The sequence below is a fragment of the Pseudomonas sp. Irchel s3a18 genome, from assembly GCF_900187535.1.
Lineage (GTDB): Bacteria > Pseudomonadota > Gammaproteobacteria > Pseudomonadales > Pseudomonadaceae > Aquipseudomonas.
This window is the reverse complement of sequence record NZ_FYDV01000008.1, coordinates 61,951-84,165: the sequence shown is the minus strand read 5'-3', so window position 1 is coordinate 84,165 and position 22,215 is coordinate 61,951. Positions and strand designations below refer to the sequence as shown.

The window sequence follows — 22,215 nt, the reverse complement described above, 5'->3', positions numbered from 1 at the left end:
TCCGCACTCAAAAGGAACCGCACCATGTTCAAGCCCTTGGCTCTAGCCGCTGCTGTCCTCACTGCTTTCAGCATGAACGCCTTCGCCGCGAAAACCGAACTGACGGTGTACACCGCCCTGGAGGCCGAGCAGCTGAAAACCTACAAGCAGGCGTTCGAGGCGGCCAACCCGGACGTCGAGATCAAGTGGGTGCGCGATTCCACCGGCATCATCACGGCCAAGCTGCTGGCCGAAAAAGCCCGTCCGCAGGCCGACGCAGTCTGGGGCCTGGCGGCGTCGAGCCTGGCGATCCTTGACCAGCAGGGCATGCTGCAAAGCTACGCACCGAAGGACCTGGGCAAGATCGGTGGCAACTACCGCGATGCCGCCAACCCACCCGCCTGGGTGGGCATGGACGTGTGGGCCGCGACCATTTGCTTCAATACCGTCGAGGCCGAGAAGCAAGGGTTGACCAAGCCGGTGAGCTGGCAGGACCTGACCAAGCCGGAATACAAAGGCAAGATCGTCATGCCGAACCCGGCTTCGTCCGGCACCGGTTTCCTCGATGTCAGCGCCTGGCTGCAAACCTTCGGCGAGAAGCAGGGCTGGCAGTACATGGACGACCTGCACCAGAACATCGGCCAGTACGTTCACTCCGGCTCCAAGCCATGCAAGCTGGCCGCCGCGGGTGAGTTCCCGATCGGCATTTCCTTTGAATACCCGGCCGTGCAGCTCAAGCGCCAGGGCGCGCCACTGGACATCGTCCTGCCGAAAGAGGGCCTGGGCTGGGAAATCGAGGCCACCGCCGTGATCAAGGGCACCCCTCATGAAGAGGCGGCGAAGAAACTCGCCGACTTCTCTGCCAGCCCTGCCGCGATGGAGCTGTACAAGGAAAACTTCGCGGTGCTGGCGCAGCCGGGTATTGCCAAGCCACAGACCGAACTGCCGGCCGACTACGAACAGCGCCTGATCAAGAACGACTTCGCCTGGGCCTCGAAAAACCGTGACGAGATCCTCAGCGAATGGCGCAAGCGTTATGACGGCAAGTCCGAGAAGGTCGCTGCCAAGTAAGCTCTCTATTGGCTGAGGGGCCCTATCGCGGGCAAGCCCGCTCCCACAGTGGAATGCGTCCCCTGTGGGAGCGGGCTTGCCCGCGAAGGCTGCTTTGAATTCAGGACATCTCTTAATGACACAACACAACGACCTGTTGATCGTCGGCGCCGGCATTCTCGGTTTGTCTCACGCCTATGCCGCCGCTAAACGCGGCCTCAAGGTCAGGGTCTTCGAACGCAGCGCCACGCCTTTGGGCGCCTCGGTGCGCAACTTCGGCCAGGCTCTGGTCACGGGCCAGCCACCTGGCCAGATGCTCGAGCTGGCCAAGGCCAGTCGCGAGATCTGGGGCCGATGGGCGCAGCTTGCCGGTTTGCCGCTCAAGCGCAACGGTTCGTACCTGTTCGCTCGAACCGAAGCTGAAGAGCACTTGCTGGAGGCCTTCTGCGAAGGGCGCGCCGTCGAGCACGGTTACCGTGTCGAATTGCTGCGCGGTACCGCGCTGCGCAACCTGTACGGCGGCCGGTTCAGTCACCACCGCGCAGCCTTGCATGGCCTGGATGACCAGCAACTGTACTCGCGCGAAGCGATCCCGGCCTTGATCGACTACCTGCGCCGCGACCTTGGCGTGGCGTTCCACTTCTCGACCCTGGTGCGCGATGTCGAACCCGGTCGTGTACACAGTACGGCCGGCAGCTTCACCGGCGAGCAGATCATTGTCTGCTCCGGCCATGATTATCAGACCCTGCTGGCCGATTCGATCGCCGCACTCAAGCCGCAGATCTGCCGCCTGCAGATGCTCCGTGCCCGTCCGCAGGTCAACCTTGACCTGCAACACGCATTGCTCACCGGATTGAGCTGCGTGCACTACGGCGCCTTCGCCGACTTGCCGCAAGCGCAGGCGGTGCGTGCGCAGATCCTTCGTGAAACACCCCACCTGCATGAACAGGGAATTCACCTGCTGATCAGCCCGACACCTCATGGCGAACTGATCATCGGCGATTCCCACCACTATGGCAGCGACCCGTCACCGTTCAATACCGAGCAGGTGGACGACTGGATGATCGAGCTGGCCGAGCAGACGCTGGGTTGCAAGGTGCAAGTGGTCGAACGCTGGCAGGGCGTCTATGGTGCTCAAGGCCCGGCACCCTTTTCGTTTTTGCAAGCGGCGCCCGGCGTGCATGCGGCATTGATGCACACCGGCGTGGGCATGAGTGTCGGTCCGGCGATGGCCGAACGTAATCTCAGGACGGTATTGGGAGAGCACTGATGAACCGCAATGAGCAGGTGATTGCCGAGGTGTTCGGCTTGTACGAGCGCTTGGGTGCCAGTGACTACATCGGCGAGCCAGTGTCACAGATCGAGCACATGTCCCAGGCGGCGGAACAGGCCATGGCCGAAGGCTTCGACGATGAAGTGGTGCTGGCGGCGTTCTTCCACGACATCGGGCACCTCTGCGCCGAGAATGCCGAGAACATGGGTGGCTTCGGGGTGGTCAGCCACGAACGCCTCGGTGCCGATTACTTGCGTCGCCTGGGTTTTGGCGAGCGCATGGCGCGACTGGTGGAGTATCACGTCCAGGCCAAGCGCTACCTGACGCTGACCGAACCGGGGTACTACGAGCGCCTGAGCGAAGCCAGCCGTCGTACGCTGGAGTTTCAGGGCGGAGTGATGACCCCCGCCGAAGCCGAAGCGTTCAAGCAGGACCCGCTGTGCGCCGTGAGTTTGCGCATGCGTCAGTGGGATGAGCAGGCGAAGGAGATGCGAGTGCCGGTGATCGACCTCGAGATTTTGAAGGCGAAGGCGTTTGCAGTGTTAGCGGCCTGACATTCATTTTGAACATGAGATGGGAAGATTGGAGGTCAGAGGCTGTAGTTGATTCCTACGGGAGTTGGCGACGAAGCTGGCAGGCTTTTCGCGTGGGGCCGCCTAGCTTTGTTGACCCTTTTACGTAAGAGAAACAGCCATGCGTTACTTGAAAATTACCGCTCAGGATCGCAGCGGAAATCATCGTGCAGACACGGTCCTTTTGCATTTCTTCGAATCTGTGGAGAGTGGTGACGACGAACTGATCCACAAGGCCTATGCGCTGGATATCACGGCCGATGGCAAGGCTGACTTTCTGGTTGGCGACGTCAATAACGACGGTAAGGAGGACACCAGGGATGAACACCTGTTAAAGAAATTCGCAGACGCCTACTTGCAACTGAACTGGTTTAATCCGGGCGATACCTGGGCACGTTACTTGAAGATATTCGTCGAGGACTTCGCCCAGGACGGCTCCCCCGATACCGTGCGCCTGCATTTCCACCAAGGGATGGGCAAGCCGACGGATGAAACCATCGTCTATACCGCCTCGGCTTACGACACTAATCATGATGGCAAACTGGATTCGCTGATTCACTTCGACATGAACAACGACGGCAACATTGGTGCAGTGGATCGGCGACTGGTCACGCTGCTGAGCAATGCCTATTTAAAGTTCAACTGGAAGTAGCAGGGCGCAGGCGACACGTGGGAGCAGGCCGGCATAGGTGTTCGAGACTCAAGCCTCGATCACCTTCTGCGCCAACACCTCGATCTGCTCCTGGCGTTCCGCCTGGCTCAACTTTGCATGGGGATTGAGCGACGACCATTGCGGATGCGCCCGGGCCTTGGTCAAGGCTTCGGGTAACTTGCCCTCACGCCAGCTTTTATCCTGCGGCGTATCTACCTTGATGCTGTCCATCGCCGCATGCCCACGCCGGTTCAACGCCTGCAGCAATTGCCGCTGACGCAACGCCAGCAGGCGCAGCACGCTGTCATCGACGGTCAACTCACGTTGCCCTTTGATCTTGCCCAGCAAACGACTGCCATAACTGCGCGCGGTTTGCAGGGCGCCGCCGGCAATCGCGCCAGCCAATGCCGCTGCGCCGAGGGTCAGGCCGCCGACCAGCAAGTCCACACCGGCACCGGCCGCCGCCCCCGCCGCGATCCCGCCGCCGACCCGCACCCCCAGTTGCTTGAGGGTTTCGGGGTTGAACAGGTCATCGCCCCAGCGGCCATCCAGCAATGGCAGGTCGCTGGCGGCGGCGTCCTGTGGGCGGAAAGCGTACAACTTGAGCAGTGCCTCGACGCAGCGTTGTTCGCGCTGACGCACGGCTTTGCGCAGTTCGCTGATGGCCTGCTGTTCTTGTTCGGCCTCGCTGGCCACGCTGCGCCGGCAGGCCGCGCAGTCGATCAGCAGTTCGGCGATCAAGCGTGCCGCACTGTGTTGGCGGGCTTCACGTTGTGCCTGCTGGTCGGCGATCAGACGCTCAAGCTGGCCGCGAGCGTTTTCCAGCAGCAAGGCCAGGCTTTCATACAGCCGGCGCTCGCCATCTTCGGGCGGTGCCACACTGTCGAAGCGCACCAGCGCATGCAGGCCCAGGCGGGCCAACGCTTCGCGCCAGTCCGGCTCGCGGTGATTGGCGCTGCTGACGAAGTTCAGCACCGGCAGCAGCGGTTTGCCGCAGCTGGCCAGCACTTCCAGTTCGTCACGGTATTTGGCCAGCACCGGCTCGCGGGCATCGATCACATACAGCCCGGCATCGGAGGCCAGCAACTGACGCAGGACCTTGGCTTCCTGTTCAAAGCGTTGCCGCGCCTCGCTACCCTCCAGGAACCGCGCCAGTCGCGCCGGGCCGTCGAGGCGTTCGCCGGGGCGCTCCAGCTGTTCCAGGTAGTCGAGCAGGGCGATGGCGTCTTCCAGCCCCGGTGTGTCATACAGTTCGAGCAAGGCTTCGCCATCCACCGATAACCGGGCGCCTTCGACGTGGCGGGTGGTGCTGGGGCGATGGGACACCTCACCGAACCCGACATCCCGGGTCAGGGTACGCAGCAAGGAGGTTTTGCCGACATTGGTGTGGCCAACCACGGCGAGCTTCAAGGCTCTGTTTTTAGCCTCAGTCATGACCCGACTCCAGCCAGTTCATCGGCGCGCACTCGGCGACGGGCAATTGCAACTGTTGTAGCGCTTCATGCCAGTCACCCAGGCGTTCGGCGTCCAGTGCCTGGCCCGCCGGGGCTTGCAGCAACCAGACACGGGTGGCGCTGGCGCAGCGGGCAAGTTCAGCGATCAGCGCCAGGCTGCCACGGTCCGGCGAGCGGCGGGGGTCACAGGCGATGGCCAGGCGCGCCGGTGGGAAACGGGTCAGTTGTTCCAGGAGCTTATGTCGCGACTCGCGGCTGTCGAGAATGCCGGCGTCTTTGACGTTGCCGGGCAGTTGCGGTGGCCACGGGCGCTGGTCGTCCAGTTCGATGGCGACCAGCAGCGCACCGTCGCTGTCCAGGGCGCTGGCGCCACCATTGACCGGATGCAGCTGTTCAGGCGCGGCATCGTTGACCCCGAGGCGTTCGCTGCTCGGCATCAAGCGTTCGCGCAGTTGTGCGTAGCCAGGCAGGCTCAGGTCCAGGTGCAGACCTGCGCGTGCACTTGTCCAGCGCCACAGGCAGAACAGTGCCAGCAGCAGCCGCGGCACCACGCCGTACACCAGCACCACGCCGACCAGCCAGCCCGCCCAGGCTTGCCGGGCACTTTCAATGTTCAGGGCGGCATCGCCGCTGGCGCGGATCATCTCCACGGTCGGTACGCTGAACCCCAACAGCGCGGGCAGGGCGCCGAGGGCCTGGGTCATGGCGACGAACGTCTCGCCACTGAGGATGGTGGTCTCCCAGACGAACCCGTAGCGCCGGGTTGCCATCAGCGTCAGCACGATGACCAGGGCGCTGAGCATCGCCACCAGCCACAGGCCGTTGACCAGCATGCCAAGCAGCCAGCGATTGAGCTTGCGGCGTTGCAGCAACAGCAGCAGGGCGGGCGCCAGGTGTACGGTCTTGGCGTCGCGGGCCAGTTTTTCGCTGAGCCACAGCCAAAGGCGTCCGAGGGTGGCACCGTAGTCACCGGCCAGGACCAGGCCGAGGGCCCAGCTCAATAGCAGCATCAGGTTCAGCCCGAGCAGGCTGCCCAGGGCCCAGAATACGTTGACGGGAGTCTGGCCATCGCCCAGCGCGGCAAACGCCAGGCCGGCACCGCTGATGACCGCCAGCGCGGCCAGCACGATCAGCGCCAGCCGCGCCCCTTGCAGCCAGTGATGCAGGGCGCCGGTCAGGCCATCGCGTTCGGCCAGCCTGAGTGCCCGGGCCGCAAGGCGGGTCGACAGTTCGCCACCGGCGCTGCGGGCCAGACGGCTGGCTTCGGTGTCCTCCAGAGCACCGGCGTGCTCCTCGCGCAAGCGCACGGCTTCCGTCAGCCAGAGTGTTTGCAGGGGTGTCAGTTCAGTCACGCGTCATCCCGTCGCTTAAGTGAGTGGTGAGCATAACCGCTGTGGCGCTTATCGGGGAAAGCGAGGCTCTGGTATCCTCCTCGCCATGAAAAAAACACTCCCCCTCAGCCTGATCGCAGCCCTCGGTGAAAACCGTGTGATCGGCGTCGACAACAGCATGCCCTGGCACTTGCCGGGGGATTTCAAATACTTCAAGGCCACCACGCTGGGCAAGCCGATCATCATGGGGCGCAAGACCTGGGATTCCCTCGGTCGTCCGCTGCCGGGCCGGTTGAATCTCGTGGTCAGTCGTCAGGCCGATCTGTACCTGGAAGGCGCGGAAGTCTATCCGTCGCTGGAAGCCGCCGTGGAGCGGGCACAAGCGTGGGCGCTGGAGCAGGGCGTCGATGAGCTGATGCTGATTGGCGGTGCGCAGTTGTATGCGCAAGGTTTGGCACAAGCCGATCGGTTGTACCTGACCCGCGTGGCATTGAGCCCCGAGGGTGATGCGTGGTTTCCGGAGTTTGACGTGAAGCAGTGGAAACTGGTGTCGGACACGCCGAATCCGGCTGAAGGTGACAAACCGGCGTATAGCTTTGAGGTGTGGGAAAGAAGCTGAAAGCTTCAAGCCACAAGCTGCAAGTAAAAGCCGATTGAGACCGTTCCCACGCGGGAGCGTGGGAACGATCTGTTGGCTTAAGCGTGCGCCAGCTCCTCATGCTCATCCGCATGCAGCACTTCTTTATCCGTCTGCTGCATGATCTGGCTGGTGATTGCGCCAGCGGTCATCGAGCCACTGACGTTCAGCGCCGTACGGCCCATGTCGATCAGCGGTTCAACCGAGATCAGCAACGCCACCAGTGACACCGGCAAGCCCATGGCCGGCAGCACGATCAGCGCCGCGAAGGTGGCGCCACCCCCGACACCGGCAACGCCGGCCGAACTCAGGGTCACAATCGCTACCAGGGTTGCGATCCACAGCGGGTCCAGCGGGTTGATGCCCACGGTCGGCGCGACCATCACCGCCAACATCGCCGGATACAGGCCGGCACAGCCGTTCTGGCCAATGGTTGCGCCAAACGAAGCGGCGAAGCTGGCGATCGACTGCGGAATGCCCAGGCGGCGGGTTTGCGCCTCGATGCTCAGCGGAATGCTCGCCGCACTGGAGCGGCTGGTGAAGGCGAAGGTCAGCACCGGCCAGACTTTGCGGAAGAAGCGCAGCGGGTTGATCCCGGCCAGCGCGACCAACAGCCCGTGAACCACAAACATCAGGCCCAGGCCGATGTACGACACCACCACGAAGCTGCCCAGTTTGATGATGTCCTGCAGGTTGGAACCGGCGACCACCTTGGTCATCAGCGCCAATACACCGTAAGGGGTCAGCTTCATCACCAGGCGGACCAGACGCATCACCCAGGCTTGCAGGGTGTCGATGGCGTTGATCACTTTCTGACCTTTTTCCACGTCATCCTTGAGCAGTTGCAGCGCGGCAACCCCCAGGAAGGCGGCGAAAATCACCACGCTGATGATCGAGGTCGGCTTGGCCCGGGCCAGGTCGGCGAACGGGTTCTGCGGAATGAACGACAGCAGCAACTGCGGGATGTTCAGGTCCGCGACCTTGCCCGCGTAGTCGGTCTGGATGGCTTGCAGGCGGGCCATTTCCTGAGTGCCGGCCACCAGGCCTTCGGCGGTCAGGCCGAACAGGTTGGTCAGGCCGATGCCGATCAACGCTGCAATGGCGGTGGTGAACAGCAGGGTGCCGATGGTCAGGAAGCTGATCTTGCCCAGCGATGCCGCGTTGTGCAGGCGCGCTACGGCACTGAGGATCGAGGCAAACACCAACGGAATCACGATCATCTGCAGCAACTGCACGTAACCGTTGCCCACCAGATCGAACCAGCCGATCGAGGCTTTGAGTACCGGGTTGCCGGCACCGTAAATCGTGTGCAGGGCAACCCCGAACACCACGCCCATCACCAGGGCGAGCAGGACTTTCTTGGCCAGGCTCCAGGTGGTGTGGCGGGTTTGTGCCAGGCCGAACAGCAAGGCGAGGAACACCAGCAGATTGAGGATCAGCGGCAGATTCATTGAGACTCCAAAAAGACTTGTGCCAATCGCAGTGCGGGGGCGATTGCGAACCGGCAAGCCTAACAGCTTGAAATCTAATGAATTAATACCAAAAACGCATGGCGACTGTCGTTTTTGGAATAAGGGCGTGACGCTGTGGGTTATGCCGGTGACGGAATCAGCATGCAAGCGGTCGCGCCCAGACGAGCACTGTCACACTAATTTGTTAGCGTCGATGGCTTTCATTCAGGGAGAAATGCACATGAAAGTCGCCGCGAACCTGTTAGCCGTCGCCATGTGCCTGGGCCTTGCCGGCCAGGTGTCTGCCACCGATCTCAAGCATTGGCCCGAGGCACAGGCCAGGCAACTGGACGCGATGATCGCGGCCAACGCCAACAAGGGTAACTACGCGGTGTTCGACATGGACAACACCAGTTACCGTTACGACCTTGAAGAGTCGCTGTTGCCGTTCATGGAAAACAAGGGCCTGATCACCCGCGAGAAACTCGATCCCTCCCTGAAACTGATCCCGTTCAAGGACACGGCCGACCACAAGGAAAGCCTGTTCAGCTACTACTACCGTCTGTGCGAACTCGACGACATGGTCTGCTATCCGTGGGTCGCCCAGGTGTTCTCCGGCTTCACCCTCAAGGAACTCAAGGGCTACGTCGATGAGCTGATGACGTCCGGCAAGCCGGTACCGAGCACTTACTATGAAGGCGACGTGGTCAAGACGATTGAGGTCAACCCGCCGAAAATCTTCACCGGCCAGAAAGAGCTGTACAACAAGCTGATGGACAACGGCATCGAGGTGTACGTCATGACCGCCGCCTCGGAAGAGCTGGTGCGCATGGTCGCCTCCGATCCGAAGTACGGCTACAACGTCAAACCGCAAAACGTGATCGGCGTGACGATGATGCTCAAGGACCGCAAGAGCGGCGAACTGACCACGGCGCGCAAGCAAATCACTGCCGGCAAGTATGACGAGAAGGCCAACCTGGGTCTCGAACTGACTCCTTACCTGTGGACCCCGGCTACCTGGATGGCTGGCAAGCAGGCGGCCATCCTGACCTACATCGACGAATGGAAAAAACCGGTGCTGGTGGGTGGCGATACACCGACCAGTGACGGCTACATGCTGTTCCACGGCGTCGACACGAGCAAGGGTGGCATCCACTTGTGGGTCAACCGCAAGGACAAATACATGGCCCAGATCAACGGCATGATGGCGAAAAACGCGGCAGCCCAGGCCAAGGAAGGTTTGCCGGTGACAGCGGACAAGAACTGGGTGATCGTCAAACCGGAAGACATCCAGTAAGCACTGCGATGATCGTTCCCACGCGGGAGCGTGGGAACGATCAAAGTATTTCGATAAGGCAAAAAAATCCCCCGCACTTGGCGGGGGATTTTTGTTTGCGACTGACGATTACAGCCCGTCGAGCATCGCCTTGTTGCGCACCGCACCCTTGTCGGCACTGGTGGCCAACAGGGCATAGGCTTTCAGTGCGGTGGTCACTTTACGCGGGCGCACTTCAACCGGTTTCCAGCCTTTCTTGTCCTGCTCGGCACGGCGTGCGGCCAGTTCCTCGTCGCTGACCAACAGGTTGATCGAGCGGTTCGGGATGTCGATCAGTACCTTGTCACCGTCCTGCACCAGGCCAATGGCACCGCCGGCAGCGGCTTCCGGTGATGCGTGGCCGATGGACAGGCCCGAAGTACCGCCAGAGAAACGACCGTCGGTGAGCAAGGCGCAGGCTTTGCCCAGGCCTTTGGATTTCAGGTACGACGTCGGATAGAGCATTTCCTGCATGCCCGGGCCGCCTTTCGGGCCTTCGTAGCGAATGATCACGATGTCGCCGGCCTTTACTTCGTCGGCGAGGATGCCGCGTACGGCGCTGTCCTGGCTTTCGAAGATCTTCGCGTTGCCTTCGAACACATGGATCGACTCGTCGACACCCGCGGTCTTCACCACACAGCCGTCCAGGGCGATGTTGCCATACAGCACGGCCAGGCCACCTTCTTGCGAATAGGCGTGCTCGAAGCTGCGGATACAGCCGTTTTCACGGTCGTCGTCCAGGGTTTCCCAGCGGGTCGACTGACTGAACGCGGTCTGGGTCGGGATGCCCGCAGGGCCGGCCTTGAAGAAGTGATGCACGGCTTCGTCGGTGGTCTGGGTGATGTCCCACTTGGCGATGGCTTCTTCCATGCTGCGGCTGTGCACGGTCGGCAGGTCGGTGTGCAGCAGGCCGCCACGGGCCAGCGAACCGAGGATGCTGAAGATGCCGCCGGCGCGGTGGACGTCTTCCATGTGGTACTTCTGGATGTTCGGCGCGACTTTGCACAGTTGCGGAACGTGACGCGAAAGGCGGTCGATGTCCTTCAGGTCGAAGTCGATCTCGGCTTCCTGGGCGGCGGCCAGCAGGTGCAGGATGGTGTTGGTCGAACCGCCCATGGCGATGTCGAGCATCATGGCGTTCTCGAACGCCTTGAAGTTGGCGATGTTGCGCGGCAGGACCGATTCGTCGTTTTCGCCATAGTAGCGCTTGCACAGTTCGACGATGGTACGGCCGGCCTGCAGGAACAGCTGCTCGCGATCGCTATGGGTCGCCAGAGTCGAACCGTTGCCCGGCAGGGCCAGGCCCAGTGCTTCGGTCAGGCAGTTCATCGAGTTGGCGGTGAACATGCCGGAGCAGGAGCCGCAGGTCGGGCAGGCGCTGCGCTCGTATTCAGCGACTTTCTCGTCAGAAGCGCTGGAATCGGCGGCGATGACCATGGCGTCGACCAGGTCCAGGCCGTGGGAGGCGAGCTTGGTTTTACCGGCTTCCATCGGGCCACCGGAGACGAAGATCACCGGGATGTTCAGGCGCAGGGCCGCCATCAGCATGCCGGGGGTGATCTTGTCGCAGTTGGAGATGCAGACAATGGCGTCGGCGCAGTGGGCGTTGACCATGTACTCGACAGAGTCGGCGATGATCTCGCGGCTCGGCAGCGAATAGAGCATGCCGTCATGGCCCATGGCGATGCCGTCATCGACCGCGATGGTGTTGAATTCCTTGGCTACGCCGCCAGCACGCTCGATCTCGCGGGCAACCAGCTGGCCCAGGTCCTTGAGGTGGACGTGGCCCGGTACGAATTGGGTGAACGAGTTGGCAATGGCGATGATCGGCTTTTTGAAGTCGTCATCTTTCATCCCCGTGGCGCGCCACAGGGCGCGAGCACCGGCCATGTTGCGACCGTGGGTGGATGTTTTCGAGCGGTAATCAGGCATGGAGCACTCCGGGCGGCAAATCAGGTATCAAATGGGGAGTGAGCTTCTATTGACCTCGGGAACACCCGGAAATGGCCGTGTGTCCGAAAGCTGCCGATGACTGTGCGGGATCGCCGCGCGCCTCAGCCTGAGCTCATAAACCCGCCGGGGGATGACTGGCGATGAATCGTTCGATTCTACACCGCTGGAGGCTGGAGGGAATGCCGGCGAGCACGAGCGGGCGGCATATACCATTGTAGGAGCGAGCGCGCTCGCGAAAAACGCCAACGATGACGCGTTGTGACTGATAGATCACGGTGCCAGATGTTTTTTCGCGAGCACGCTCGCTCCTACAGGGGGAACCGACACATCCGGACCCATTGCCACAACGACAACCCTCTTCTTCCAGCTTACCGTTTCTCTTCCGTCACCGAGGAGGACAATGGAATGTCCGATACACCACATGCCCATCACTTACGTGCCGGCCGTTATTCAGAATCCGGCCGCATCTACTTGCTCACGGCCGTCTCCCATCAACGACAACCGATCTTCAATGATTGGCGAATGGGTCGCCTGGTGGTGAGTCAACTCCGAAAAGCTCAAGAAACCGGCGCTGCCGACTCATTGGCCTGGGTAGTCATGCCAGATCACCTTCACTGGCTGGTTGAGTTACGCAACGGTGATTTGCCGAAATTAATGCAAGTGACGAAATCTCGCTGTGCACGGCTCATCAATCAACAACGAGGCTGTTATGCACCTGTATGGCAAAAGGGATACTTCGATCGGGCCCTGCGTCGCGAGGATGACCTCAAGGTGATGGCCCGCTACATCATTGCCAATCCATTGCGAGCAGGACTGGTTACAAGTCTCGGCGACTATCCGCTGTGGGATGCCATCTGGCTCTGAAACATTCCCAGGCAAATACGGCTCGCTGTAGGAGCGAGCTCGCTCGCGAAGAACGTCAACGATAATGCAGCGCTTCTGGAAGCCCGCGTCGCCGATGCGCTTTTCGCGAGCAAACGGAGCGCCGCCCGGCTCGCTCCTACAGTGAATCTAGCCGTCAGCTGTTAGGCAACAACCGGCAGGTAATGCTCTTGATATAGCGGGTTTCGGCGATGGCCGGGTGTACCGGGTGGTCCGGGCCCTGGCTGCCACGCTCAAGCAGCTGGATGTTGCGGTCCAGATGGCGGGCGCTGGTCAGCAGGATGTTCTGCAGGTCGTCTTCGGGCAGGTGCATCGAGCACGAAGCGCTGACCAGGATGCCGTCCTTGGTGAGCAGGCGCATGGCTTGCTCGTTCAGGCGGCGGTAGGCGCCTTCACCGTTCTTCATGTCTTTCTTGCGTTTGATGAACGCCGGCGGGTCGGCCACGATCACGTCGAAACGCTCTTCGCTGGCTTTCAATTCCTTGAGGGCTTCGAACACGTCGCCTTCGATGCAGGTCATCTTGTCGGCAAAGCCGTTCAGCGCGGCGTTGCGCTCGACGCCGTCGAGGGCGAAGGCCGATGCGTCGACGCAGAACACTTCACTGGCGCCGAATGCGGCAGCTTGCACGCCCCAGCCGCCGATGTAGCTGTACAGGTCCAGTACGCGTTTGCCTTTGGCATACGGTGCCAGGCGCGCGCGGTTCATGCGGTGGTCGTAGAACCAGCCGGTTTTCTGTCCCTGGATGACCGGCGCTTCGAACTTCACGCCGTTCTCTTCCAGGGCTACCCACTCCGGCACCAGGCCGAACACGGTGTCGACGTAGCGCTCGAGGCCTTCGGCGTCGCGTGCCGCGGAGTCATTCTTGAACAGGATGCCGCTCGGCTTGAGCACTTGGGTCAGCGCGGCGATCACGTCTTCTTTATGGGCTTCCATGGTCGCCGAAGCGATCTGTACCACCAGGATGTCGCCGAAACGATCGACTACCAGGCCCGGCAACAGGTCGGAATCGCCGTAGACCAGGCGGTAGAACGGCTTGTCGAACAGGCGGTCACGCAGCGACAGGGCCACGTTGATGCGGTGTACCAGCAGCGACTTGTCGAGCGGCAGCTTGATGTCGCGCGACAGCAGGCGCGCACAGATCAGGTTGTTCGGGCTCATGGCGACGATGCCCAGGGGCTTGCCACCGGCAGCTTCCAGTATCGCTTGATCGCCCGCCTTGAAGCCGTGCAGTGGGGTGGCGGCTACGTCGATTTCGTTACTGTAGACCCACAGGTGACCGGCGCGCAGGCGACGGTCGGCGTTGGCTTTGAGGCGCAAGCTTGGCAGGGACATGACGTCGCTCCAGGTGAAAAAAAGAGCGGGATTATAGCGCTAGATGGGGGCTTGCAGCGCGGTTGTTTATAGGCGTTGCGTCGGACAGATCGCCCATGTGGCGGTTTTTTTCCGCTAGAATCGATCACTTGCCCAGAGTGAGTACTTATGTCCCAAGAGCTATCTTCCGAACAGATCCAGCAGGCCCTGCAAGGCATCAGCGTACCGCCTCAACCGCAAATCATGGTGGATTTGCAGATGGAGCAGTACATGCCCGACCCGGACCTGGAAGTGATCGCGAAGCTGATCTCCCAGGACCCCGGCCTCTCTGGCGCCTTGCTGAAAATCGTCAACTCGCCGTACTTCGGCTTGAGCAACAAGATCGCGTCGATCCAGCGTGCGGTAAACCTGCTGGGCAGCCGTTCGGTGATCAACATGATCAACGCGCAGTCGATCAAGGGCGAGATGAATGACGACACCATCGTCACCCTCAACCGGTTCTGGGACACCGCCCAGGATGTGGCGATGACCAGCTTGAGCCTGGCCAAGCGCATTGGCTCGCAGGCGGTGGACGAAGCCTACGCCCTGGGGCTGTTCCACGATTGCGGCGTGCCGCTGATGCTCAAGCGCTTCCCCAACTACATGTCGGTGCTGGAAGAGGCCTATGCCAGCGCGAGCGCCGAGTGCCGAGTGGTGGACACGGAAAACCGTGCGTTCAACACCAACCACGCCGTGGTCGGCTACTACACCGCGAAGTCCTGGCGCTTGCCGGAGCACGTGACCCACGCCATCGCCAATCACCACAATGCGCTGGCGATCTTCAGCGATGAGACGTCGCGCAACAGCCAGTTGAAGAACCTGCTGGCAATCCTGAAAATGGCTGAACACATTTGCGCGTCGTACCGGGTACTGGGCAGCCAGGTCGAAGATCATGAGTGGGACAGCATCGGGCATCTGGTGCTCGACTATGTCGGCCTCTCGGACTACGACTTCGAAAACCTCAAGCAGACGATTCGCGAACTCGGCGCTCACCACTGAGTGTCGGACCTTTCCTGAGCCGAGTACGCCATGCCCGAATTGCCAGAAGTCGAAACCACCCGCCGCGGTATTGCGCCCTACCTTGAAGGCCAGCGTGTCAGCCGCGTGATTGTGCGCGAGCGGCGCCTGCGCTGGCCGATCCCGGAGGACCTCGATGTACGCCTTTCCGGGCAGCGCATCGTGGGGGTGGACCGCCGTGCCAAGTATTTGCTGATCAATGCCGAAGTCGGCACCTTGATCAGTCACTTGGGCATGTCGGGTAATCTGCGCCTGGTGGAGATCGGGCTGCCAGCGGCCAAGCATGAGCATGTGGACATAGAGCTGGAGTCTGGCCTGGCCCTGCGCTACACCGACCCGCGACGCTTTGGCGCGATGCTCTGGAGTCTCGACCCGCTGCATCATGAATTGCTGATTCGCCTCGGGCCCGAGCCTTTGACCGACCTGTTCGACGGTGAGCGGTTGTTTCAGCTGTCGCGCGCACGCTCCATGGCGGTCAAGCCCTTCATCATGGACAACGCCGTGGTGGTGGGGGTTGGCAATATTTATGCGACCGAAGCGCTGTTTGCCGCCGGGATCGATCCGCGCCGCGAGGCCAAGGGGATTTCCCGGGCGCGCTATCTGAAGCTGGCGATTGAGATCAAACGCATTCTGGCCGCGGCCATCGAGCGTGGTGGCACCACCTTGCGTGACTTCGTTGGCGGTGACGGCCAGCCGGGCTACTTCCAGCAGGAACTGTTCGTCTACGGTCGGGGCGGCGAAGGCTGCAAGGTGTGCGGGACAGAGCTTCGAGAAGTGAAGCTGGGGCAGCGCGCGAGTGTGTTTTGCCCACGGTGCCAGCGCTGACAGCAGGGCGTGATAACCCGCAAGTGCGCCCTTTCGGGCGCGATATGGCTCAAGCCTTACCGGTAATTTTTCGGTATTTCTCCATCAACTGCTCTTCAGTTTCCGGATGGGCTTCGTCCAGCGGAATGCAGTCTACCGGGCAAACCTGCTGGCATTGTGGTTCGTCATAGTGGCCGACGCACTGGGTGCACAGGTTTGGGTCGATCACGTAGATCTCTTCGCCCTGGGAGATGGCGGCGTTCGGGCACTCGGGTTCGCAGACGTCGCAGTTGATGCAATCGTCGGTGATGATCAGGGACATTGGGGGCTCCTGCCGGGGGCTGTCGGCCCAGGCATCTGAAAACTAATGCACACAATTGTGCCGCATTGACGAGCGCAGTGCACGCGGGGGCGATGGAGGGCAAAAAACGTCCGGGTCGGGCGCGGACGTTTTTCGGTCGTTATTTCTTGAAACGCTGGGTCAGGGCGTCGGCCACGATAGGGTGGACGAACTTGGTGATATCGCCGCCCAGGGCTGCAATTTCACGGACCAGCGTCGAAGAAATAAACGAATAACGCTCGGAGGGCGTGAGGAACAGGCTTTCGACATCCGGGGCCAACTGGCGGTTCATGTTGGCCAGCTGGAACTCGTATTCGAAGTCCGACACGGCGCGCAAACCACGCAGGAACACGTTGGCATTCTGCTCTTTGGCGAAGTGCGCCAACAGCGTCGAAAAGCCGACGACTTCGACGTTCGGCAGATGCTTGGTGACCTCGCGAGCCAGTTCCACGCGCTGTTCCAGGGGGAACAGCGGGTTTTTCTTCGGGCTGGCGGCGACGGCGATGATCACGTGGTCGAACAGGCGCGAGGCGCGTTCGACCAGATCGCCATGGCCCTTGGTAATAGGGTCGAAGGTACCTGGGTACAACACTCGGTTCATCGCGTCGTCCTGGCGGGAATCCGTTGGGGAGTCGGATGGTATCGCAGCATTCCCGGTCGGCCAAGCCACCTTTGCGGTAAGAAAGCACTATAGACGCTGCGAATAATCGATTTTTTCATGCGCTTTTCAAACGCTCCGCCAGTGCGCTGGCCAATTGTGCGGTCAGCCCATAGACCGACAATTGTGGGTTGGCACCAATGCTGGTGGGGAACAGCGAGCCGTCGTGAATCGACAGGTTGCTCAGTTGATGGTGACGGCCAAGGCTGTCGGTGACGGCGTTTTTCGGGTTTTCACCCATGGCGCAGCCGCCCATCACATGGGCGCTGCCCAGGCGGGTGCGGTACAGCTCAAGGCTCAGGCCGTCGATCATGGTGCGGGCTTCGGCCAGGGTTTTCACGTAGCGCGCGTCGGCGTGCATGGGCATGACGGCCTTTGCGCCCCCAGCGAACTGGATCTCGGCCATGCTGTGAAACGCCCGGCGCAGGCCGTCCCAGGCATAGTCCGACACCTGGTAGTCGAGCACGGGTGTGTTATCGCCACGCAATTCGACGCTGCCGCCAGTGCTGTCGGGGTGAAAACCGTCGCGCATCAGCGCCAGCATCGCGTGAGTGTGCGGCAACTGGTGCATGTGTTCGGCGCTTTCGGTACCAAAGCCACCGAGCAGGGTCGCCGCCAATGCGGGGTGCAACGGTGGTACTTCCAGCTTGTAGGACATCTTGCCGGTGGTGCCGTCCTGCCACTGGAAATGGTCGGAGTAAATCGACTGCGGCGCGCCGTAGAACGGGTTGATCACGTTATCGAACAGCCCGGCGGACATGTTCACCGGGTGCAGGAAGGTGCGTTTTCCCAGGCATTCATGTGGGTCTGGCGCCCTGGAACGCAGGAGCAACGCCGGGCTGTTGATGCCGCCGCCGGCCAGCACGTAGTGGCGCGCCTTGACGGTGATGGTGCGTCCGGTCGGGGCCACGCAACGTTCGTCCATTGCTACGCACTGCAGGCTGGTGACCTTGTCGTCCTTGATCAACAGTTGCTCGGCGCGAGCCAGGTAAAGCAGTTCGCCGCCTTTTTCCAGCGTGGCGGGGATGGTGGTGACGATCATCGATTGCTTGGCATTGGTCGGGCAGCCCAGGCCGCAATAGCCCAGGTTCCAGCAGCCACGCACGTTGCGCGGGATCACGTGCCAGCTGTAGCCCAGTTGTTCACAGCCTTTCTTGATCACATCGTTGTTGGCGTTGGGTGGCACCAGCCACGGGGCGACGCCGAGGCGCTGCTCCATTTTCTCGAACCAGGGTGCCATCTCGGCCGGGCTGTGGCCTTTGACGTCATGCTCTTTGGCCCAGTGTTCCAGGGTCGGCTCGGGGGTGCGAAAACTCGAGGTCCAGTTGATCAGTGTCGTGCCGCCCACCGCGCGCCCCTGAAGGATGGTGATCGCGCCGTCCTTGCTCATGCGGCCGATGCCTTCCTGGTAGAGGTTGGTGTAGGCCTGGTCTTCCAGCATCTTGAAGTCACTGCTGGTCTTGAGCGGGCCTTCTTCAATCAGCAGCACCTTGTAACCGGCGGCGCTGAGGATTTCGGCGGTGGTGCCGCCGCCCGCACCGCTGCCGATGATGGCAATGTCGGCTTCCAGCGTCAGGTCATTGGCCAGTTGCGAGCCATTGTAGGTTTTCCAGCCGCGGGCCATGCCTTCGCGGAACGGGTCGGGTACGGGCATCTGGGACTCTCTTTTTATTTTAAGTAGTGTAGTGAGGCAGGCAGCCTCATCACAGGCGAACCACGGTCTTAAACGGTGGGCGGGCCGGGATAGCCGCAATGAGCCCATGATTCGGCGCGGCTGTACCAGGCCATCATCACCAGTTGCAGGATCGAGCTGTGACCCATGCGCAACAGGCTCAATGAGCTGTTTTCCCAGCGTTGCAGGAAGCGGCGGATGTCATCGCCGCTGGCGTTCTCCCAGGCGCCCCAGATTCCGGTCAAGGGCCCGCGGGTGACGGGCATGGCGAGCACGTCGAACAACTGCTGGGTCAGCTTGAGCATTTCTGGTGACAAATGGTTGAGGCTGTCATCCAGCGATTTCAGGGTGCCTTCGAGGGCCGCAGGCATTTTCTCGGGCGCGATGGCACCGTCGAGCATCACCGGGAGCAGGGCCCGCAGAAACGGCAGGTCGCTGCTGCGCAGTACCGCAAAGCCGCTGGCCGGGGTGCTGGCCGAGCAACCGCTGAGGCTGGCGCCCAGGCCCGCAGTGGCGAGGAAGGCGGTAGCGCCAAGGCTGAATTTGAGCAGGCCGCGCCGTGACAGCGCGGGGGAATCGGACAGACTGGGGTTCATTATTGTTATTACCCGGCAATGAAATGTCAGCGGATGAACAGCTTCTGAATCAGCTTCTGGATGGATTTGCCGTAAGGCGGGTAAATCAGTTTCGCCGCGTTGAAGCGCTGCTTGATCAAGACACCCTTGGCCTTGCTGAAGGTCAGGAAGCCTTCATGACCATGGTAGTGGCCCATGCCTGACGCGCCGATACCGCCAAACGGCATGTCGTCCTGGGCCACATGCAGCAGGGTGTCGTTCAGGCACACACCGCCGGAATGGGTGTGCTGGAGGACGCGGTTCTGTGCGGCCTTGTCGTAGCCGAAATAGTAGAGCGCCAGCGGACGCGGCCGTTGGTTGATGTAGGCGAAGGCGTCATCCAGCGTTTTGTAGGGCACGATCGGCAGCACCGGGCCAAAGATCTCGTCCTGCATCACGGTCATGTCGTCGCTGACATTAAGCAGCAGGCTGTGGCCCATGCGCCGCCCCTGGTCCTGCTCGAACATCGGGACCAGCAACGCGCCTTTGCTGGTGGCGTCGCTGAGGTAGCCGTGCAGCCGCGCCAGTTGGCGGTCATTGATGATGGCGGTGTAGTCGGGGTTGTCCGCGAGGGTCGGGTAAAACCCGCGAACCGCCTGGCGATAGGCTTCGACAAAGGAGCCGACCCGTTCTTCAGGCACCAGCACATAGTCGGGCGCAACGCAGGTTTGTCCGGCGTTGAGGGTCTTGCCGAACGCAATACGCTCGGCGGCGTCCTTGAGCGGTACGTCGTGGGACACGATGGCCGGGGATTTGCCGCCCAGTTCCAGGGTGACGGGTGTCAGGTGTTCGGCCGCGGCCCGCATCACGTGTTTGCCGATGCTGGTGGCCCCGGTAAACAACAGATGGTCGAACGGCAGGCGGGAGAAGGCGATGCCCATGTCCGCTTCACCCAGGACCACGCACACCAGGTCTTCGGGGAACACTTTGGCCAGCAAGGTCTTGAGCAGGGCGCCTGTGGCGGGCGTGGACTCGCTGAGCTTGAGCATCACCCGGTTGCCGGCCGACAGGGCGCCGACCAGCGGCCCGATGGCCAGGTACAGCGGATAGTTCCACGGTACGATGATCCCGATCACCCCCAGTGGCTGATAGACCACCTTGGCCTTGGCCGGCTGAAACGCGGCACCGACCTTGCGCGGGGAGGCTTTCATCCAGCCTTTGAGGTGTTTGCTGGCGTAGTGGATGCAGTGCAGGCTCGGCATCAGTTCGGCGAGCAGGGTTTCATCCGCGCTGCGGTTGCTGAAATCCTGGCTGATCGCCTCGATCAGGGCCTGGCGTTCGTCACTCAACAGGTCGCGCAGGGCTTTGAGCCACTGCTGGCGCTGAGCCGCTGGCGGCATCGGGTTGGCCGCGTATGCCTGACGCTGGGCGGTAAACAGGTCGTTAAGCTCGCTCAAGGCCTGCTGGGCGTTTTGCAGGTAGGCAATGTCGGCGGTCATGGTGGCTCCGATTATTGTTAGACTGGAGAAGTTTTTAGAGTCTATGCTCTAAAATGTCAAATGACTACCTCGGGAAGCGATGATTTATCCGTCGACGGATAGGTCGTAAGATGCCCATCAACGCACTTTGAATTAAAGCCCAAGCCATGGCCCCACGGATAAAAACCAGCGAGCGCATCGTGCAGAACAGCCTTGAGCTGTTCAATCAGCAGGGCGAACGCAGCGTCAGCACCAACCATATTGCCGCGCACATGGAGATTTCTCCGGGCAACCTGTACTACCACTTCCCCAACAAGCAGGCGATCATCGCCGTGTTATTCAGTGAGTACGAGGCGCTGGTCGAAAGCTTCCTGCGCCCGCCCCAGGGCCGTGCGGCCACGGTTGCGGACAAGCGCTTCTATTTGCAGGCGTTGCTGGCGGCCATGTGGCGGTACCGGTTCCTGCACCGTGACCTGGAACACCTGCTCGACAACGATGCCGAGCTGGCAGCCCGCTACCGGCGCTTCTCCCAGCGCTGCCTGATCCAGGGCACGGCGATCTACGCAGGCTTTGTCGAAGCCGGGATCCTGCGCATGGACAAGGTGCAGATCGAATCCCTGACGCTCAATGCCTGGATCATCCTGACCTCCTGGGTGCGCTTTTTGTGCACGACCCGGGAAAATTCCAGCCACCTGAGCGAGCAAGCCATCAAGCGTGGCGTTTATCAGGTCCTGGTGCTGGAAGCCGGGTTTGTCACCGAGCAGGCCCGCGAAGAGGTCAGTGCTTTATTCGAGGAGTTTTACGTGCCATTGGCCCAGGCCCTCGAAGAAGTGCAGTAGCATCGAACTCAGACTTACTCACAGGAGCTCGCCATGTCCATCGCGCAACTGATCAGCCCTACTGCCCTGGAACAGAAAAAAGACCAGGCCGGGCTGGTGATACTGGATTGTCGTTTTGCCCTCGAAGACCCGGATTACGGCCAGCGCAGCTATGCCGAAGGGCATATCGCCGGTGCCGTGTTCGCCGATCTGGAGCGCGACCTCAGTGGCCCGGTGATCAAGGGCGTGACCGGCCGCCACCCGTTGCCTGCGGCGCAGTCGCTGATCGAGCGCCTGCAAGCCTGGGGCATCAGCAATGACAGTGAAGTGGTGCTGTATGACGACGGCCCCGGCGCCTTTGCCGCGCGGGCCTGGTGGTTGCTGGCGTGGCTGGGCAAGCGCGACGGCGTGTTCATCCTGGATGGCGGCCTCAAGGCCTGGCACATCGCGGGCCTGCCGCTGAGCCTGGATGCGCCGACCAGGATCCGTGGCACTTTCCAAGGCGTGCCGGACACGACCTTGCTGCTCAGTGCCGAGAAACTGCAACAGCGCCTCGGGCAACCTGCCCTGACGTTGCTCGACGCCCGTGGGCTGCCGCGTTTTCGTGGCGAGGTCGAGCCCATCGACCCGGTTGCCGGGCATATTCCGGGGGCTCAATGTGCGGCGTTCACCGACAACCTGGGCGCGGATGGGCGCTTCCTGCCTGCCGACCAACTCAAGCAGCGCTTTGCCGAAAAGCTGGGTGACCGCTCGCCCACCGAATTGGTGGCGTACTGCGGTTCCGGGGTGACGGCCTGCCACAACCTGTTCGCCTTGTGCCTGGCCGGCTACCCGCTGGGGGCACTGTATGCTGGTTCGTGGAGCGAGTGGATCACGGACCCCGCGCGCGCGATTGCCACCGGCGACTGAGACGTCAGACCGGCCACTGTCCGAGGTCGATTCAGTTTCGGCCAGGGGCCGGTAGCCAGAAATGG

General features: G+C 61.6%; 21 protein-coding genes. 11 read left to right on the top strand and 10 right to left on the bottom strand.

All coding sequences use genetic code 11. From position 1 onward, the window contains the following. Positions 1–24 precede the first annotated feature (24 nt). The 4 genes from CKW29_RS13425 to CKW29_RS13410 all read left to right on the top strand — a co-directional run bounded on the left by CKW29_RS13425 (position 25) and on the right by CKW29_RS13410 (position 3,526). Entirely contained in the window at positions 25–1,050 is a 1,026-nt protein-coding gene (locus CKW29_RS13425) for a putative 2-aminoethylphosphonate ABC transporter substrate-binding protein (protein ID WP_095083630.1), read from the top strand. A 115-nt stretch (positions 1,051–1,165) separates the two neighbouring features. After that, positions 1,166–2,299 (top strand): TIGR03364 family FAD-dependent oxidoreductase, encoded by a 1,134-nt coding sequence (locus CKW29_RS13420; RefSeq protein ID WP_095148645.1) that lies wholly within the window; start codon positions 1,166–1,168, stop codon positions 2,297–2,299. Beyond that, entirely contained in the window at positions 2,299–2,856 is a 558-nt protein-coding gene (locus CKW29_RS13415; RefSeq protein ID WP_095148644.1) for a phosphonate degradation HD-domain oxygenase, read from the top strand. Before CKW29_RS13420 ends, CKW29_RS13415 begins: the two co-directional genes overlap by 1 nt. Before the next feature lie 139 nt (positions 2,857–2,995). After that, positions 2,996–3,526, top strand: a complete 531-nt coding sequence (locus CKW29_RS13410) for a hypothetical protein (protein WP_095146019.1) — start codon at positions 2,996–2,998, stop codon at positions 3,524–3,526. Positions 3,527–3,574: 48 nt separating this feature from the next. Here CKW29_RS13410 and CKW29_RS13405 read toward each other — a convergent pair whose 3' ends face one another. Both CKW29_RS13405 and CKW29_RS13400 read right to left on the bottom strand, forming a co-directional pair. Beyond that, positions 3,575–4,960, bottom strand: a complete 1,386-nt coding sequence (locus CKW29_RS13405; RefSeq protein WP_095148643.1) for a GTPase/DUF3482 domain-containing protein — start codon at positions 4,958–4,960, stop codon at positions 3,575–3,577. Then, entirely contained in the window at positions 4,953–6,332 is a 1,380-nt protein-coding gene (locus CKW29_RS13400) for a DUF2868 domain-containing protein (protein WP_095148642.1), read from the bottom strand. Before CKW29_RS13400 ends, CKW29_RS13405 begins: the two co-directional genes overlap by 8 nt. Positions 6,333–6,417: 85 nt before the next feature. Between CKW29_RS13400 and CKW29_RS13395 the strand changes: the two genes are divergently transcribed. Next, complete coding sequence (locus CKW29_RS13395; RefSeq protein WP_095146024.1) at positions 6,418–6,930, top strand: dihydrofolate reductase; 513 nt, start codon at positions 6,418–6,420, stop codon at positions 6,928–6,930. 77 nt (positions 6,931–7,007) lie between these two features. Here CKW29_RS13395 and CKW29_RS13390 read toward each other — a convergent pair whose 3' ends face one another. After that, positions 7,008–8,399 carry an L-cystine transporter gene (locus tag CKW29_RS13390; protein WP_095146026.1) on the bottom strand — a complete coding sequence of 464 codons (1,392 nt, stop codon included), beginning with the start codon at positions 8,397–8,399 and terminating at the stop codon, positions 7,008–7,010. A gap of 241 nt (positions 8,400–8,640) precedes the next feature. Between CKW29_RS13390 and CKW29_RS13385 the strand changes: the two genes are divergently transcribed. Then, positions 8,641–9,696 carry a phosphorylcholine phosphatase gene (locus CKW29_RS13385; RefSeq protein ID WP_095148641.1) on the top strand — a complete coding sequence of 352 codons (1,056 nt, stop codon included), beginning with the start codon at positions 8,641–8,643 and terminating at the stop codon, positions 9,694–9,696. A 108-nt stretch (positions 9,697–9,804) separates the two neighbouring features. On the opposite strand, the gene ilvD is transcribed toward CKW29_RS13385, so the two are convergent. Continuing rightward, positions 9,805–11,646: a dihydroxy-acid dehydratase gene (gene ilvD, locus CKW29_RS13380; RefSeq protein WP_095146029.1), complete on the bottom strand. Its 1,842-nt coding sequence runs from the start codon at positions 11,644–11,646 to the stop codon at positions 9,805–9,807. 426 nt (positions 11,647–12,072) lie between these two features. On the opposite strand from ilvD, the gene CKW29_RS13375 reads away from it, so the two are divergent. Next, positions 12,073–12,531, top strand: a complete 459-nt coding sequence (locus tag CKW29_RS13375) for a transposase (protein WP_095146031.1) — start codon at positions 12,073–12,075, stop codon at positions 12,529–12,531. A gap of 154 nt (positions 12,532–12,685) precedes the next feature. Here the strand turns inward: CKW29_RS13375 and CKW29_RS13370 are convergent, their stop codons facing one another. Then, the gene (locus tag CKW29_RS13370) at positions 12,686–13,882 is read right to left on the bottom strand and encodes a class I SAM-dependent rRNA methyltransferase (protein WP_095146032.1); all 1,197 of its coding nucleotides are present in this window, start codon (positions 13,880–13,882) and stop codon (positions 12,686–12,688) included. A gap of 147 nt (positions 13,883–14,029) precedes the next feature. Between CKW29_RS13370 and CKW29_RS13365 the strand changes: the two genes are divergently transcribed. Both CKW29_RS13365 and mutM read left to right on the top strand, forming a co-directional pair. Continuing rightward, positions 14,030–14,899, top strand: a complete 870-nt coding sequence (locus tag CKW29_RS13365) for an HDOD domain-containing protein (RefSeq protein WP_095081574.1) — start codon at positions 14,030–14,032, stop codon at positions 14,897–14,899. Positions 14,900–14,929: 30 nt separating this feature from the next. Beyond that, a complete protein-coding gene (gene mutM, locus CKW29_RS13360) occupies positions 14,930–15,742 on the top strand; it encodes a bifunctional DNA-formamidopyrimidine glycosylase/DNA-(apurinic or apyrimidinic site) lyase (RefSeq protein WP_095146034.1) in 813 nt (270 codons plus the stop codon). A 49-nt stretch (positions 15,743–15,791) separates the two neighbouring features. On the opposite strand, the gene CKW29_RS13355 is transcribed toward mutM, so the two are convergent. From CKW29_RS13355 to CKW29_RS13335, 5 genes are all read right to left on the bottom strand, one after another. Continuing rightward, positions 15,792–16,043, bottom strand: coding sequence for a YfhL family 4Fe-4S dicluster ferredoxin (locus CKW29_RS13355; protein ID WP_003195146.1), 252 nt, complete (start codon positions 16,041–16,043; stop codon positions 15,792–15,794). 139 nt (positions 16,044–16,182) lie between these two features. After that, complete coding sequence (gene coaD, locus CKW29_RS13350) at positions 16,183–16,662, bottom strand: pantetheine-phosphate adenylyltransferase (RefSeq protein WP_095146036.1); 480 nt, start codon at positions 16,660–16,662, stop codon at positions 16,183–16,185. A 115-nt stretch (positions 16,663–16,777) separates the two neighbouring features. Further along, positions 16,778–18,373, bottom strand: a complete 1,596-nt coding sequence (locus tag CKW29_RS13345; protein WP_095146038.1) for a GMC family oxidoreductase — start codon at positions 18,371–18,373, stop codon at positions 16,778–16,780. Positions 18,374–18,441: 68 nt separating this feature from the next. Next, positions 18,442–18,987: a twin-arginine translocation pathway signal protein gene (locus CKW29_RS13340; protein WP_095146040.1), complete on the bottom strand. Its 546-nt coding sequence runs from the start codon at positions 18,985–18,987 to the stop codon at positions 18,442–18,444. Positions 18,988–19,013: 26 nt separating this feature from the next. Continuing rightward, positions 19,014–20,444: a coniferyl aldehyde dehydrogenase gene (locus CKW29_RS13335; RefSeq protein ID WP_095146042.1), complete on the bottom strand. Its 1,431-nt coding sequence runs from the start codon at positions 20,442–20,444 to the stop codon at positions 19,014–19,016. Between the two features lie 146 nt (positions 20,445–20,590). Here CKW29_RS13335 and CKW29_RS13330 point away from each other — a divergent pair, with 146 nt between their 5' ends. Together CKW29_RS13330 and CKW29_RS13325 are read left to right on the top strand one after the other, a co-directional pair. Further along, the gene (locus CKW29_RS13330) at positions 20,591–21,262 is read left to right on the top strand and encodes a TetR/AcrR family transcriptional regulator (RefSeq protein WP_095081587.1); all 672 of its coding nucleotides are present in this window, start codon (positions 20,591–20,593) and stop codon (positions 21,260–21,262) included. A 33-nt stretch (positions 21,263–21,295) separates the two neighbouring features. Then, positions 21,296–22,150, top strand: a complete 855-nt coding sequence (locus CKW29_RS13325) for a sulfurtransferase (protein WP_095148640.1) — start codon at positions 21,296–21,298, stop codon at positions 22,148–22,150. Positions 22,151–22,215 lie beyond the last annotated feature (65 nt).

Bases quoted from the DNA above. Each gene is read 5' to 3' on its own strand.
- CKW29_RS13425 (WP_095083630.1), top strand. From the start codon at position 25: ATGTTCAAGCCCTTGGCTCTAGCCGCTGCTGTCCTCACTGCTTTCAGC.
- CKW29_RS13420 (WP_095148645.1), top strand. From the start codon at position 1,166: ATGACACAACACAACGACCTGTTGATCGTCGGCGCCGGCATTCTCGGT.
- CKW29_RS13415 (WP_095148644.1), top strand. From the start codon at position 2,299: ATGAACCGCAATGAGCAGGTGATTGCCGAGGTGTTCGGCTTGTACGAG.
- CKW29_RS13410 (WP_095146019.1), top strand. From the start codon at position 2,996: ATGCGTTACTTGAAAATTACCGCTCAGGATCGCAGCGGAAATCATCGT.
- CKW29_RS13405 (WP_095148643.1), bottom strand. From the start codon at position 4,960: ATGACTGAGGCTAAAAACAGAGCCTTGAAGCTCGCCGTGGTTGGCCAC.
- CKW29_RS13395 (WP_095146024.1), top strand. From the start codon at position 6,418: ATGAAAAAAACACTCCCCCTCAGCCTGATCGCAGCCCTCGGTGAAAAC.
- CKW29_RS13390 (WP_095146026.1), bottom strand. From the start codon at position 8,399: ATGAATCTGCCGCTGATCCTCAATCTGCTGGTGTTCCTCGCCTTGCTG.
- CKW29_RS13385 (WP_095148641.1), top strand. From the start codon at position 8,641: ATGAAAGTCGCCGCGAACCTGTTAGCCGTCGCCATGTGCCTGGGCCTT.
- ilvD (WP_095146029.1), bottom strand. From the start codon at position 11,646: ATGCCTGATTACCGCTCGAAAACATCCACCCACGGTCGCAACATGGCC.
- CKW29_RS13375 (WP_095146031.1), top strand. From the start codon at position 12,073: ATGTCCGATACACCACATGCCCATCACTTACGTGCCGGCCGTTATTCA.
- CKW29_RS13370 (WP_095146032.1), bottom strand. From the start codon at position 13,882: ATGTCCCTGCCAAGCTTGCGCCTCAAAGCCAACGCCGACCGTCGCCTG.
- CKW29_RS13365 (WP_095081574.1), top strand. From the start codon at position 14,030: ATGTCCCAAGAGCTATCTTCCGAACAGATCCAGCAGGCCCTGCAAGGC.
- mutM (WP_095146034.1), top strand. From the start codon at position 14,930: ATGCCCGAATTGCCAGAAGTCGAAACCACCCGCCGCGGTATTGCGCCC.
- CKW29_RS13355 (WP_003195146.1), bottom strand. From the start codon at position 16,043: ATGTCCCTGATCATCACCGACGATTGCATCAACTGCGACGTCTGCGAA.
- coaD (WP_095146036.1), bottom strand. From the start codon at position 16,662: ATGAACCGAGTGTTGTACCCAGGTACCTTCGACCCTATTACCAAGGGC.
- CKW29_RS13345 (WP_095146038.1), bottom strand. From the start codon at position 18,373: ATGCCCGTACCCGACCCGTTCCGCGAAGGCATGGCCCGCGGCTGGAAA.
- CKW29_RS13340 (WP_095146040.1), bottom strand. From the start codon at position 18,987: ATGAACCCCAGTCTGTCCGATTCCCCCGCGCTGTCACGGCGCGGCCTG.
- CKW29_RS13335 (WP_095146042.1), bottom strand. From the start codon at position 20,444: ATGACCGCCGACATTGCCTACCTGCAAAACGCCCAGCAGGCCTTGAGC.
- CKW29_RS13330 (WP_095081587.1), top strand. From the start codon at position 20,591: ATGGCCCCACGGATAAAAACCAGCGAGCGCATCGTGCAGAACAGCCTT.
- CKW29_RS13325 (WP_095148640.1), top strand. From the start codon at position 21,296: ATGTCCATCGCGCAACTGATCAGCCCTACTGCCCTGGAACAGAAAAAA.